This window comes from Streptomyces sp. NPDC053069, from assembly GCF_044546895.1.
Taxonomy (GTDB): domain Bacteria; phylum Actinomycetota; class Actinomycetes; order Streptomycetales; family Streptomycetaceae; genus Streptomyces.
Map to the genome: position 1 here is coordinate 417,336 of NZ_JBITZN010000006.1, position 14,285 is coordinate 431,620.

Here is a 14,285-nt window from a genome sequence, read left to right on the forward strand (position 1 = left end):
CCGTCCCGGCGTGGGCGGCCCGCCCCCGTGACGAAGAGGGGCGGGTGTCCCCCCGGACACCCGCCCCTCAGCCTGACCCGCCCGTTACGGCGTGACCTTGCCGATCTTCACGCTGCCGACGCCCGCGACCGTGCCGCGCGCATTCACCAGCTGGACCCGGCCGAAGAACTCACGGCCGGCCGGTGCCTCGGCGGCGGCCGTGACCCGACCGGTGACCGTGGCGGAGTCGCCGGTGCCGAGCCCGACCGGGGCCGAGTCGTCCACCGTGACCGTGCCGAGCGTGGGGGAGAAGAACACGTCCCGGTAGTCGTAGTCGGTGGCACCCGACGGGACCGAGTAGCCGACGACCTCGATGGTGTACGTCCCGGCGGCCGGGGACGGCACGGACACCGACTCCTCCGAGTCGCCGTCGGCGGACTGGGCGACCTGCTTGCCGCTCGCGTCGTACACGGTCAGGTCGAGGTCGGCGGCCGCGTCGGAGACGTTGCCGATCGCCACGTCCAGGGACTTGGCGCCGGCCGGGACGTCCACCGTGGTGGTCTGCTTCTCGCCCTGCTTGAGGGACGGGCGGGTCGTCCTGGCGGAGCCGAGCGGGCCACCGGCCAGCTTGCCGTCCAGGGCCGCGTACGCGTTCGTGACCTTCCAGGCGGCGGTGGCCGGCGTGCCGACCTTCGCCTCGGGCACGGTCACCGTCGCCGGGTCGAAGGCCGCCCCGAGGACGGAGACGTCCAGCGTGTACGGGTTGTCCAGCAGCGGGGACGTACGCCGGGACTCGACCTCCACCTCCCAGACGCCGGGCTGCGGGTCGGCGTAGGAGCGCACGTCGGGCTTGCAGCCGTTGCCGTCCAGATAGTTCGGGTAGCAGTACGGGGTGCCGGTGTTGTCCACCGGGGTGCCGTACGGGTGGATGGCGATGAACCGGGTCTGGCTCTTGTCCTTCAGCCCGCCGATCGCGACCTCGAGGGACTTGGCGCCCGCGGGCACGTTCAGGAAGTACGACTGCGTGCTGTTGCGCTGCACCGAACTCGACGCGGAGTAGGTGTACTCGACCGGGGTCGACACCACGACCGTGGTCAGGATCTGCTTGTCGACGCCCTCGGTGAACAGGTCGTCGACCTCCAGGATCGCGCTCTTGATGCCCGCGGACCTCGGCGCGGCCTGGACCTTGACGGTCACCGGCTGGTTCAGCGGCAGCTTCACCAGGGGTGAGCCGAGGAGACGGAAGGTGTCACCCGCGTTGTTCTCGAAGTGCAGCGTGTGCCAAACGGCCTTGTCCGGGCCGGACGTACGGGTGATCGTGACGTCGTACGTCTTCTTCTGGCCGGCCTTCAGACCGCCCTCGCGGTCGTACAGACCGGTGCCGAAGCCCGGGGTCTTCAGCGCCTGGTCGAGCGCGGTGTCGACCGGGGCCTTCACGGTGTAGTCGTGCGCGGTCGCGTCGTCGCGGATCGCGTCCCACGCGTCCACGATGTTGATGCGGCCCGCGCCCTCCTCGTACGCCTGCACACCCTTGATGTGGTCGGCGGTCGAGGTCAGTGCCGTGCGCAGCTTGGCGGGCGTCAGGTCGATGCCCTTCTCCCTGGCGGCGCTCAGCAGCAGCGCGGACGCTCCCGTCGCCTGCGGGGAGGCCATCGAGGTGCCCTGGAGCATGGAGTAGCCGGCCGGCAGCGAGTAGCCCGCCTCGGCCACCGGGGAGCCGGGCAGCCAGGTCTGGGTGGTGTTGATCGCGGCACCGGGCGCGACCAGGGTCGGGGTGAAGCCGCCGTCCTCCCGCGGGCCGCGCGAGGAGAAGGGCATCATCTGGTACTTCTTCTCCACGACCGAGCCGTAGTTCGCGGCCCAGGTCTCCTTGGAGACGGCCGCGCCGACCGAGATCACCTTGTCGGCCAGGCCGGGGTCGCCGATGGTGTTGGCGCCGGGCCCGGAGTTGCCCGCGGAGATCACCAGCTGGACGCCGTAGGTGTCGATGAGCCGGGTGTACAGCTCGGCGCGTGCGTTGTTGCCGTCGTTCAGGGCCGGCAGGCCGCCGATCGACATGTTGACGATGTCGACGCCCCGGTTGGTGACCAGGTCGATCATGCCCTCGGTGAGGGCGACGTTGGTGCAGCCGCCGGTCCAGGTGCAGGCGCGCGAGGAGACGAGCTTCGCGCCCGGGGCAGCGCCGTTCATCCTCCCGCCGAACAGGCCGTTGGCGGCCGTGATGCCCGCGACGTGCGTGCCGTGCTCGGACTCGATGACCCCGATGTTGACGAAGTCCGCCTTCTTGCCGACCCAGGTCCCGCCGTAGGGGTCCATCGGCACGTCCTTGCGGATCTGCACGACGAACGGCACCCGCTCGGCCACGTCGGTCTTCGGGTCGTCGGTGCCGAAGTAACCGACCTGGTAGCCGTCCTTGTACGGCTTCATCGGCGTGTCGTCGGTGAAGTCGTGGTTGTTGTCCAGGTCGACGGTGACCGTGCCGGCCGCCGGGTCGTACAGCACGCCCCAGCTGTCGGTCGTGTCGCCGTCCCGGTTCAGGTCGCCCTTCTCGTCGCCGCCCGTGGTGGCGGACTCCTTGAAGGTGCTGATCCCGTACGAGCCGGAAGGCGCCGTCCAGGTCGCGCCGCCGTAGGAGAAGCTGGGCCCGGAGACCGCGGTGACCATCGGACGCCAGGTCTGGTCACCGTCGGCGATCGGGTCGGTCGCGGTCACCCAGTCGACGATCTTCCGCTCGCCGGTGGTGGTCTTCTGCAGGGCCGGGTGGCCGAGGTCGACGCCGGAGTCGAGGATGCCGATGGTGATGCCGCGGCCGTCCGCCTTCGGGTGCTCCTTGACGAACTCGACGGCACCGGTCTCGAAGGAGGGGTTGTACGGGTTCGCGGCGGGGGTGCCCTTGCCGGGGCCGGGGTAAGGGGACGCCGTGCTCCCGGACTTGGTGCCGTTCGGGGACGGGTCGTCGAGCGGTATCTCCTGCTTGAGGTCGATGGCGTGGACCGAGGAGAGCTTCGCGGCGGCGGCGATGGCCGAGTCCGCCCGGGCCGTCGGCACGGTGGCGCGGACATAGCCGACCTTGTCGTAGGTACGGCCCACCGAGCCGCCCTGGACCGCGTCCAGCTCCTTGGCGACCTGCTCGGTCTGCCCGGGGGCCGTCGCGATCATCATCGTGACGTTCTTGTCGCCGTCGGCCTTGGCCTCGGCGAGCAGACCGGCGTCGTCCGGACCCAGCTTTTTCTGGGCGGACTTGACACCGGAGGGGGGAGCGTCCGCAGCGAGAGCCAGGGGTATCGGCCCGGCCGCGGACAGGGCGGCCACCACGCCCACGGCGACGGCTGTGCGGGCCAGGCGTCTGGGGCGGGGGGTGCGCTCGGGTATTTCGGTCATCGGCATCCCTCAGGTGAAGAAGCGAGCGAACGAGGGCGCTCAGCTTTACCCAAGGGACGGAATTTTGGTGACCGTTGACCGAATCGATATGGAGGTATAGGGAAAACCCGCTATGGGTCAACTCTCCTTCGAGCGCGCGTAATGCCGGGAACGCCTTCGCGCGGTTGCCGCACAGGAGGCCCTGTGGGTTCCGGCCGCCCTGCCCCTGCGCGCTAACGTCCAGGAATGCGACGGAACTTGAGGGTGGCGGCCTACGCCGTGTGCGTCCGGGACGGACGGATCCTGCTCGCTCGTTCACCATCCCCCGACGGAACCCCCGAGTGGGTGCTGCCCGGCGGCGGCATGGAGCACGGCGAGGATCCGTACGACACGGTCCGCCGCGAGGTCACCGAGGAGACCGGCTACCGCATCGAGGTGACCGGTCTCCTCGGCGTGGACTCACGGCACCATCTCTTCGCCCGCCGGGGGCTGCGGCGCGCCACCGACCACCACGCCCTGCGTCTCCTCTATGAAGGAGAGGTCACCGGCGGTGAACTCCGGTACGAGGTCGGCGGCTCCACCGATTTCGCCGCATGGCAGGACCTTTCGGCCGTCTTGGACCTGAACCGGGTGCGCCTGGTCGACGTCGCGCTGCGGCTGTGGCGGGAGCGTCCCACGGACGGCCATCTCGCCGCCGGAGCCCGTCTCCTACCCCGCGAGATGAACGAGGAGTAACCGCGCCCCGGCCATGCGCAATCCACTCCGTGACCGCGTCCCGTACCCCGTGATCCACGTACGGTGATCGGCGCTGCACGTTGCCGCCGCGTTCACGCGCAGGTCATCCCGGGTGCCAAGCATCCACAGTGAGCGGGGCGTTCGCGCGAGCGACGGCCCGTGACCACTGCCGACGCGTTCGCACCCGGGAGATCGCGCCATGTCGCGCATACGCTCTGTCGCCGCCTCCGCTCTGGGGGTCAACCGCCGTACCGTCCTCGCCGCCGCCGGAGCCGTCTCGCTCTCCGCGGGCGTCGGCTACGCCCTGCGCCCCACCGACAGCCAGGCCGCCACCACCTCCTCCACCGAGGCGCCCGTCGCCGCCTCCCGGAAGGTCTCCACCTCCGCCTCGCCCGCCCCCTACACCAAGGGCACCACCCTCGCCTCCGTCGCCGCGCCCCGGAACAGCTCCGGCTACCGGCGTCTGGGCGACGGCCCCGGCTGGAAGCGGGTGGTGCGCAGCGAGCTGGCCGCCGCCAAGTCCGGCCGCGCCGACCGCCGTACGGCCCTTGCCGCGTTCGTCCAGTTCACGGACCTGCACCTGATGGACGTCCAGCATCCCCTGCGCTGGGAGTTCCTGCGCGCGGCCGACCAGCACTCCTGGCGCCCGCACGAGGCGCTCACCGTGCCCGGCGCCGTCTCGCTCGTCGAGCGGGTCAACGCGCTGCGCGGCGCCCCCGTCACCGGCGCCCCGCTCCACTTCGTCATGACCACCGGCGACAACACCGACAACAACGCCCACTCCGAGCTGGAGTGGTTCATGAAGGTGATGAGCGGTGGCCGTATCACCCCCAACTCCGGAGACCCCAGGCACTACGAGGGCGTGCAGAACAGCGGCCTGAAGCTGTACTGGCAGCCCGGCTCCGCCGTCCGCGACGGCGACAAGGCGCTCGGCTTCCCGCACCTGCAGGGCTTCCTGGCCGCCGCGATCCGCGAGGTGAACAGCCCCGGCCTCGATCTGCCCTGGTACTCCACCGTCGGCAACCACGACGCCCTCCCGCTCGGCGCGTACGGCTCCCACGGCGACCCCTACCTCGCCGAGGCGGCCATCGGCGGCAGGAAGCTGATGGATGTCCCGGCCGCCGACGCGAAGAAGCTCCTGGCGAGCATCAACAACGCCACCGACCCCAAGGGCACCGGCTACCGGGACTTCCTCAAGGCCCACGCCCGGTCCATGCGCTCGGTCACCCCGGACGACAGGCGCGCCCCGTACACCCAGGCCGACTACCTCAAGGCCCACCTGGACCCGGCCCACCAGGGCCACGGCCCGGCCGGCCACGGCTACTCCTCGGCGAACCTCGACGCGGGCACCCAGTACTACGCCTTCCGCATCTCCGAGGACGTCATCGGCATCAGCCTCGACACCACCGATCCCGGCGGCCACTACAACGGCTCGATCGGCACCGCCCAGCTCAAGTGGCTGGAGCGGACGCTCAAGGGCAACAAGGACTCCTACGCCGTCGTCTTCAGCCACCACACCAGCACGAGCATGAACAACACCCGCCCCGACCCGGCCCGCCCCGGTGAGAAGCGGCACACCGGCGCCGAGGTGCTCTCCGTCCTCTCCGCCCACGCCCGTGTCCTGGCCTGGGTGAACGGCCACGTCCACAGGAACGTCATCACCCCGCACCAGGGCTTCGGCGGCCGGTCCTTCTGGGAGATCTCCACCGCCTCCCACATCGACTACCCCCACCTGGCCCGCATCATCGAGCTGGCCGACAACAAGGACGGCACGATCTCCGTGTTCACCACCCTGATCGAGTCCGCCGCCCCGCACCGCACCGACTACGCCGACCTGTCCCAGACCGGCCTCGCCGCCCTCTACCGCGAGCTGGCCTACAACGCCCCCGGCGCCAACAAGACCCTCGCGGGCAGCGAGGCCGACCGGAACACCGAGCTGGTACTGAAGAAGGGCTGAAATTCACTCAACTGGGGTACAGCACGGCAACCTTCGCGCATCCGACGCAGGTTCTCCTTCCCGACCGGACCGAACATTCCAGGTTGGGGGAAGACATGCGCGTACGCACGACCCTGGTGGGCGCCACCGCCCTGCTCGTCTCGGCGGCCCTGGCGGCACCGGCCGCCGCCACCACCGGCGCCCGTCTCGACGACGGGCACACCGCCACCCGCAAGGCCGTCGAGGCGGCCGTCGCGGCCGGTGTTCCCGGAGTGACCGCCACCGCGAGGGACGCCCACGGCAACTGGTCCACCACCGCCGGCGTGGGCGACCTGCGCACGGGCGAGCCGCGGTCCACCGCCGACCGCTACCGCGTCGGCAGCATCACCAAGACCTTCGTCGCCACCGTCCTGCTCCAGCTGGAGGCGGAGGGCCGGCTGTCCCTGGACGACACGGTGGACAGGCGGCTGCCCGGCGTCGTCCACGGGCACGGTCACGACGGCCGGCACATCACCGTCCGGCAGCTGCTGAACCACACCAGCGGCATCGCCGACTACACCGAGGACGCGGACTTCGCCCGTGACTACTTCACCCCGGCGGGCTTCGCCCGGCACCGCTACGACACCGTCCGCCCGCGCGAACTGGTGGCGGTCGCGATGCGGCACGAGCCGTCCTTCGCGCCGGGCACGTCCTGGCGCTACTCGAACACCAACTTCGTCGTGGCGGGCATGGTGATCGAGAAGGTCACGGGACACCCGTACGCGACCGAGATCGAGCGCCGCATCCTCGGCCCACTGCATCTGAGGGCCACCTCCCTGCCCGGTACGAAGGTCACCGTGCCGCGGCCGAGCAGCCGTGCCTATTCGAAATTCACCGATCCGGACAGCCCGACGTACGACGTCACGACCCTCAACCCCTCGTTCGCCTCCGCCGCGGGTGAAATGATCTCGGACTCCGCCGACCTCGACCGCTTCTACAGCGCCCTGCTCCGCGGAAAGCTGCTGCCGCCCGAGCAGCTGAAGGAAATGAAGACCACCGTCGAGGCCAAGGGCATCCCGGACACGCGCTATGGCCTCGGCCTCATGGACACCCGGCTGACCTGCGGCGTTCATGTCTGGGGGCACGGCGGAGGGATCCATGGCTCCGCCTCGGCGGCGGTGGCGACGGCCGACGGCCGGCATTCCCTGGCGCTGAATTTCAACGGTGACTGGTCGGGGGACGCGGACCCCGTGATCGAAGGGGAATTCTGTTAGCCGCCGTTTCATGCACGACATTCCGTGTTAACCCGTACGCAATGTCCGTACCGCCTCATATCGGCTAACCCGCTTTGGACGGGGATGGCTCGATCTTCTCGATCATTTATGCAAGGCGGGTGGTCGCGTGCGGCACGGGCGCGGACTGCGGGTGCTGTCGGTCTACGAGGGTTTCTTCTCCGGAGGAGCCCGGATCGTGCACAGCGACGTCATACGGGGACTGGCCGAGGGCGGCCAGTCCCACCGGGTACTCAGCATCCACGGCGAGGTCCGGCGCGAGGCCACCCGGCAGCGCATGGAGGACGACGCCTGCTACCGGGCGCTGACCGCCGACGGGATCGGCGTCACCTCGCTCGGCCGCAGCGCCGGACTGGTGGACGGGGCTCTGGCGGCGAACGTTTTCAGCGGGCCCGAGATGGCCGAGACGGCCCGGGCGATGGCCGGGGCCGATGTGATCCTCTCCCTGAAGGAGCAGCCGCTGGCCCTGCTGAACCGGGCCGGTCTGCCCCGCCGCCCGGTCGTGGTCTGCCTGCACCGCTCGGACCCGGAGAACCAGGGCCCGGCGCTGGACGAGCTGAAGGCCGCCATCGCCGACGGCACGGTGGCCGCGTGCGTGTGCTGCGCCGAGTCCACCCGGGCCGCCTACGAGGCCGCCGGCATCCCGGGCCGGCTGCTGCATGTCATCCCCAACGGCGTCGACCTGCTCCGCTTCCGCCCGGACCCGGCGGCCCGGCTGGCGTTCCGGGTGTCCCTGGGCATCCCGGCCGCCGCCCCGGTGGTCGTCTTCGCGGCCCGCTATGCCCCGATGAAGAACATCCCGCTCCTCCTGCGTGCCGCCCGCGCCTGGCTCGCCCGCGAGCCCGAGGGGCACGTCCTGATGTGCGGTGCGGGCATGAGCGACACGAACCCGGCGCTGTGGTCCGACATCGAGGGCGCGTTCGGCGCGGACCGGCAGCTTGCAGAAAGGATTCGCCTGCTCGGTGTGCGCCGCGACATGGAGACCGTCTACGCCGGCGCCGACGTCGTCGCGCTGACCTCCGCCTCGGGGGAGGCGGCACCGCTGTGCCTGATCGAGGGCATGATGTGCGGCGCCGTGCCCGTGACGACGGACGTGGGCGACAGCGCGGAGATCGTCCGGGGCCACGGTTTCGTGACCCCGCAGGACCCCGACGCCGTCGCGCGGGCCTGGACGGCGGCGGTCGCCGGCCGCGCCGGCCTCGCCCCGGCACTGGCGGCGAGCCGCGAGCGCTTCAGCCGGACGCGCATGATCGCGGCGTACGCCGCGCTGCTGGACGGCGTTCACATGAGCACCGCACAGCTGCCGACGCTGCCCGAGCCGCGGTAGCGGCCGGGAACCCAGGTCAGGACACCCGGGTGAGGACCGGGAGGTAGCCGAGGGACTGGCCCGGGGCCGTGGGGTGGTACGACTCGGTGATCGCCGGCACGTCGACGCCGTGCAGCCAGGGGCTGGCCGAGCAGATCTCATGGCCGGCGAAGGCGGCGGTGACATCGGCGAAGGTGAAGCCGTGGCCGACGGCGCCTCGGGCGATCACCTCGTTGAGGTGGTCCACGGCGCCGTTGACGGCGGCGCGGTCCTTGTCCGCGAGGCCCATGCGGCAGGCGCCCCTCAGGTGGTACAGGTGCGGATAGCCCAGCACCACGACATGGGCGGCGGGCGCCCGGTCCCTGATCGCGGTGTAGAGACGGTCGAGGTTGCGCGCGAGCGTCCCGTCCATCGAGGTGCGGGCCCGGGAGACGGCGGACAGGCACCGGGTGTCGCCGCCCAGCGCGCAGGTCGTCATGACCCCGGCGAAGCCCGAGTCGCTGCCGCCGACGGTGAGGGTGACCAGGCCCGTGCGCGCGCTGAGGTGTCCGAGCTGGTCGGCGAGGACGTCGGTGGTCCGGGCGCCGTTGCAGGCGGCGAAGGCGAACGACGACGGCGCATGGGCCTCGGCCCACAGGGCCGGGTACGCCCGGGCGCTGCGCTTGCACTCCTTGCCGGAGGACAGGTAGTCGCCGGCTCCGACACCGGCCGAGTAGGAGTCGCCGAGGGCCACGTAGCCGGTGGCCGCGGGTGCCACTTCTGCCGTCGCGGGGTCGGCGAAGGCGCAGGCAGCCGCCAGGAGGAGGGAGCAGGCACCCGCCGCTGTTCGGGACTGTCTCATGAGTCCCCTCCTATCGCGGACCCGCCCGGCCCCGCCCGCCGTGCTGGTCCGTTCCGGTGAACGCTCACCCGGGCGGCGCAGCAGAAGTTGCCGGGAGGCGGCACGCACGAGGAGGGGCCACCGGTGCGGCCCGGTGGCCCCTCCTCTCCCCTCCTGGTGTCCTCCCCGGCCGTCACTACCGGGGAAGCACCACGACATAGGCGGCCGGGTCGCGGTCGGCCGACGCCATCAGGGCGGTACGCACCACCGCCGCCTGCTGCTCCAACCCGTCCCGCAGCTTCTTCGGGGTGATGTACACGACCGTGATCCCCAGGCGTTCCAGGTGCTCGCGCTTGCGGGCGTACTCCGACCACAGCGCGTCGTCGTCCTGCTGGTGGCCCTGCCGGGTCGCGCGGGTGTCCAGCTCCACCGCCACCGCCTGGTCGGGCCAGTACGCGTCCACGCCGCCGAGGTGCGGGCCGCCGGGCAGGCGCAGGTCGACGTTCCAGACCGGGTCGGGCAGCCCGTACTCGGTGACCATCCGGTACAGCCGGTCCTCGGCGATCGAGCGGCCCTCCGCCACGAGCGCGTCCACCGCGTCCACCACGTGGGGGCGGTTCAGCAGTTTGGCGTGGGTCAACTCCCGTACGATCGAGGCGGGTTCGCAGTGGCCGCCGCGCACCGCCTCGGTCAGCAGCCGCCGTACCGCCTGCGCGTCCGTCAGCTCCGCCACCGCGTCCGCCAGCGCCCGCGGCACCGGCGCCACCGGCAGGCCCGTCACCGCGCGCGGCTTGGGCAGCGAGGGCGTGCGCAGGACCCGGACGTAGCCCGCGGAACGCAGCCGGCGCAGCCGCGGGACCAGCACGTCGACGTGGTCCAGGGAGAGCAGCGGCGGGGTGGTCGAGAAGCCGTGGAGGGTGAGGGCGGCCAGGCCCGTGATCATCGCCTCCGCGTAGACCGGGCGGTGCGGTTCCTCCGCCGTCGGCTGGGCCGGGACACCCGGCGTGGACTCGCGGGCCGCGTACAGCAGCGCCCCGTGCAGACGCTCCTCGCTCGTCGGCGGTCCGGGGTGCAGCAGGACCACGTTCGGCAGCAGCAGCTGCCAGGGGCCGCCGGGGCGGCACTGCTCGGTCAGCTCGGCCGTCGTCACACCGTGGGCCCGGAGTTGAGCCGCCGTCAGGACGCGGCGGTGGACCTCGGAGAGGTGACGGAGGGGGCGGGGGGAGAGCGGGGTGTTGTTCATGGCGTCGGGATTCCCGCGCCCGGTACCCGCTGTAACCGCTGTTACACGCCCGTCGAGAAATGCGGACAAGCCGGGACTAAAGGTCAGGTGTTCGGATGCCGAGTAGGGAAGCAAAACCCCTGGTCCGATCGGGTGCGGACCAGGGGTTACGGCTACTCTTGCCCGAATTTCGTAACGGTCACCGGCCGGGAAAGCTCAGGCCAAGGCTCAGTGGCCGACGGACGTCGCATCGCACTCCTGGGCGCGCAGCGCCCGCGCCAGGTCGTCCCGCGCCTCCAGCACCAGCCGGCGCAGCGCCGGCGCCGCGTCCCGGTGCGCGTCCAGCCACGCGTCCGTCGCCCGAAGCGTCTCCGGGCGGTCCTGCAGCGCCGGGAACAGGCCGCGTACGACGTCCATGCCGATCTGGATGGACCGCTCCCGCCACAGCCGCTCGATCGCCGCGAAGTACTTCTCCGCGTACGGCGCGGTCAGCTCCCGCTGCGAGGGCTGGCCGAAGCCCGCGATCGTCGCCTCCACCAGGGCGTTGGAGAGGGCGTCGGACTCCACCACCTGCGCCCACGCCTGTGCCTTCACCGCGGCCGAGGGACGGGCGGCCAGGCAGCGCACCTGGTGCCGCTTGCCGGACGCCGTGTCGTCGCGGGCCAGCTCGGCCGCCAGCACCGACTCGTCCGCCACCCCGTGCGCGGCCAGCGGCTCCAGGAACGCCCAGCGCAGCTCCTGGTCCACCTCCAGGCCCTCGACCGTGGATGTGCCGTCCAGCAGCTCGCGCAGCAGCTTCAGGTCCGGCTCGGCGGAGGCCACGGTCGCGAAGAAACGGGCCCAGGCCAGCTGGTGCTCACTGCCCGCCCCGGCCGCCCGCAGCTCCCGCAGCGCGCCCTCGGCGAGCAGTTCCCCGCCGGTCTCCCGCCACTCCGGCGCCGCATAGTGCACCAGCGCCGAGTTCGCCCACGCGTGCAGCATCTGCAGCACCCCGATGTCGGACTCGCGGCCCGCGAACCGCAGCACCAGATCCACGAAGTCCCGTGCCGGCAGCAGCGCGTCCCGGGTCAGGTTCCACAGCGCCGACCAGCACAGGGCACGGGCCAGCGGGTCGGTCAGCGCGCCCAGGTGCTCCTTGAGGGTGGCCAGCGAGACGTCGTCGAAGCGGATCTTGCAGTACGTCAGGTCGTCGTCGTTGACCAGGACCAGCTCCGGGGCCTCGGCACCCGCCAGGTCCGCGACGACCGTGCGGGGGCCCTCCACATCCGTCTCCACGCGCGCGTAGCGCTCCAGCGCGCCCTCGGGCGTCCGCCGGTACAGGCCCACCGCGACCCGGTGCGGACGCTCCTCGGGGTGCTCCGCCGGGGCGATGGGGGCCGCCTCCTGCACCACCGCCAGCTCGGCCACCCGGCCCTGCGCGTCCAGCAGCACCTGCGGCGTCAGCGAGTTGACCCCGGCGGTCTGCAGCCAGGAGCGGGCCCACGCGCTCATGTCCCGGCCGCTGGTCTCGCCCAGCACCGACAGCAGGTCGCCCAGGCGCGTGTTGCCGTACGCGTGGCGCTTGAAGTAGCGGCGGGCGCCCTCCAGGAACGCGTCCTGGCCGACGTACGCCACCAGCTGCTTGAGCACCGAGGCGCCCTTGGCGTAGGTGATGCCGTCGAAGTTCAGCTTGGCGTCCTCCAGGTCACGGATGTCCGCCGTGATCGGATGCGTGGACGGCAGCTGGTCCGCGCGGTACGCCCAGGCCTTGCGGCGGTTGGCGAAGGTGATCCACGCGTCCTTGAAGCGGGTCGCGCCGACGTTCGCGAAGGTGCCCATGAAGTCCGCGAAGGACTCCTTCAGCCACAGGTCGTCCCACCACTCCATGGTGACCAGGTCGCCGAACCACATGTGCGCCATCTCGTGCAGGATGACGTTGGCCCGGCCCTCGTACGACGCCTGCGTCACCTTCCCGCGGAAGATGTACTCCTCACGGAAGGTCACCAGACCCGGGTTCTCCATCGCGCCCAGGTTGTACTCGGGCACGAACGCCTGGTCGTACTTCCCGAACGGGTACGGGTAGTCGAAGTGGTCGTGGAAGAAGTCCAGGCCCTGCTTGGTGACCAGGAAGACGTCGTCGGCGTCGAAGTGCGGGGCGAGCCCCTTGCGGCACATCGCGCCGAGCGGGATCTCCAGCTCGGTGCCGTCCTCGAACCTGCGGGTGTAGGAGTCGGTCACGTAGTGGTACGGGCCCGCCACCACACAGGTGATGTACGTCGAGATCGGCTTGGTCTCCGCGAACCGCCACACGCCGTCGGCCAGTTCACCCGCGCCGTTGCTCCACACCGTCCAGCCCTCGGGCGCCCGCACCTCGAAGCGGTACGGCGCCTTCAGGTCCGGCTGCTCGAAGTCGGCGAAGACCCGGCGGGCGTCGGCGGGCTCGTACTGGGTGTAGAGGTACACCTCGCCGTCCTCGGGGTCGACGAAGCGGTGCAGGCCCTCGCCGGTGCGCGAGTAGGCGCACTGGGCGTCCACCACCAGCTCGTTCTCGGCGGCCAGGTCCTCCAGCGTGATCCGCGAGCCGTCGAAGACCTCGCTGGGGTCCAGGTCACGGCCGTTCAGCGACACGGCGGTCACGCTCGGCGCGACCAGATCGGCGAAGCTCGCCGCGCCCGGCTCGTTGCAGCGGAAGCGGATCGTGGTCACCGAGCGGAACGTGCGCGGCTCGCCGTCCCCGTCGCCGACGGCGGACCTGAGGTCCAGGGACACGTCGTACCCGTCGACGGACAGCAGAGCGGCCCGCTCCCGGGCCTCGTCGCGGGACAGATTCTCACCGGGCACGGGCGGCACTCCCTTGTGATCGCGTGGATGACGGCTGAACAGCACCGATCCTGCCATGTGCCCCTGACGGGCAGCACCGGGGAATGGCCGGGCGGACACGGGTGTTTGCCTGGAAAAGCGTTCCCCTTGAGGAGAGACATGTCGGACAAGACCCCCGTCGACTTCTGGTTCGACCCGGTGTGCCCCTGGGCCTGGATGACCTCCCGTTGGGTCCTGGAAGTGGAGAAGGTCCGCGACATCGAGGTCCGCTGGCATGTGATGAGCCTGGCGGTGCTCAACGAGAACAGGCTGGACGAACTGCCCGAGGAGTACGCCGAGAACATGCGGCCCGGGGGCAGGACCTGGGGGCCGGTACGGGTGGCGATCGCGGCCCAGCAGCTGCACGGCGACGAGGTGGTCGGCAGGCTCTACACCGCGCTCGGCACCCGCTTCCACAACGAGGGCCTCGGCGTGAACCGCGACAGCATCGCCGCCGCCCTCGCCGACGCGGACCTGCCCGCCGACCTGATCGGGTTCATCGACAAGGACACCTACGACACGGAACTGCGCGCCTCCCACAAGGAGGGCATCGAGAAGGTCGGCCAGGACGTCGGCACCCCGGTCATCGCGGTCCCGGGCCCCGACGGCGAGCAGATCGCCTTCTTCGGCCCGGTGGTCACCCCGGCCCCGAAGGGCGAGGAGGCGGCCCGCCTGTGGGACGGCACGCTCGCGGTCGCCTCGGTGCCGGGCTTCTACGAGATCAAGCGGACCCGCACCAAGGGCCCCGACTTCAGCAACCTGTAGGTCACCGGACAGGTCACCGACTGGGAAAGCCCCCGTGAGTCACGTCCTCACGG

9 protein-coding genes are annotated in these 14,285 nt (G+C 71.3%); 5 read left to right on the top strand and 4 right to left on the bottom strand.

Annotated features, from left to right (window positions below):
* Positions 1 to 84 precede the first annotated feature (84 nt).
* The gene (locus ACIGXP_RS17010; RefSeq protein ID WP_399768985.1) at positions 85 to 3,360 is read right to left on the bottom strand and encodes a S8 family serine peptidase; all 3,276 of its coding nucleotides are present in this window, start codon (positions 3,358 to 3,360) and stop codon (positions 85 to 87) included.
* A 225-nt stretch (positions 3,361 to 3,585) separates the two neighbouring features.
* On the opposite strand from ACIGXP_RS17010, the gene ACIGXP_RS17015 reads away from it, so the two are divergent.
* From ACIGXP_RS17015 to ACIGXP_RS17030, 4 genes are all read left to right on the top strand, one after another.
* Complete coding sequence (locus ACIGXP_RS17015; protein WP_399768987.1) at positions 3,586 to 4,074, top strand: NUDIX hydrolase; 489 nt, start codon at positions 3,586 to 3,588, stop codon at positions 4,072 to 4,074.
* A gap of 199 nt (positions 4,075 to 4,273) precedes the next feature.
* Entirely contained in the window at positions 4,274 to 6,031 is a 1,758-nt protein-coding gene (locus ACIGXP_RS17020; RefSeq protein ID WP_399768989.1) for a TIGR03767 family metallophosphoesterase, read from the top strand.
* 95 nt (positions 6,032 to 6,126) lie between these two features.
* A complete protein-coding gene (locus tag ACIGXP_RS17025; RefSeq protein ID WP_399768991.1) occupies positions 6,127 to 7,263 on the top strand; it encodes a serine hydrolase domain-containing protein in 1,137 nt (378 codons plus the stop codon).
* A gap of 151 nt (positions 7,264 to 7,414) precedes the next feature.
* Positions 7,415 to 8,608 (top strand): glycosyltransferase, encoded by a 1,194-nt coding sequence (locus ACIGXP_RS17030; protein ID WP_399769102.1) that lies wholly within the window; start codon positions 7,415 to 7,417, stop codon positions 8,606 to 8,608.
* Positions 8,609 to 8,624: 16 nt separating this feature from the next.
* On the opposite strand, the gene ACIGXP_RS17035 is transcribed toward ACIGXP_RS17030, so the two are convergent.
* From ACIGXP_RS17035 to pepN, 3 genes are all read right to left on the bottom strand, one after another.
* Positions 8,625 to 9,428 (bottom strand): SGNH/GDSL hydrolase family protein, encoded by an 804-nt coding sequence (locus tag ACIGXP_RS17035; RefSeq protein WP_399768993.1) that lies wholly within the window; start codon positions 9,426 to 9,428, stop codon positions 8,625 to 8,627.
* A gap of 175 nt (positions 9,429 to 9,603) precedes the next feature.
* Positions 9,604 to 10,650, bottom strand: coding sequence for a hypothetical protein (locus ACIGXP_RS17040; protein ID WP_399768995.1), 1,047 nt, complete (start codon positions 10,648 to 10,650; stop codon positions 9,604 to 9,606).
* A 207-nt stretch (positions 10,651 to 10,857) separates the two neighbouring features.
* On the bottom strand, positions 10,858 to 13,449 hold the full coding sequence (gene pepN, locus ACIGXP_RS17045; protein ID WP_399768997.1) for an aminopeptidase N: 2,592 nt from the start codon (positions 13,447 to 13,449) through the stop codon (positions 10,858 to 10,860).
* Positions 13,450 to 13,587: 138 nt separating this feature from the next.
* Between pepN and ACIGXP_RS17050 the strand changes: the two genes are divergently transcribed.
* Positions 13,588 to 14,232, top strand: a complete 645-nt coding sequence (locus ACIGXP_RS17050; protein WP_399768999.1) for a DsbA family protein — start codon at positions 13,588 to 13,590, stop codon at positions 14,230 to 14,232.
* Positions 14,233 to 14,285: the final 53 nt, after the last annotated feature.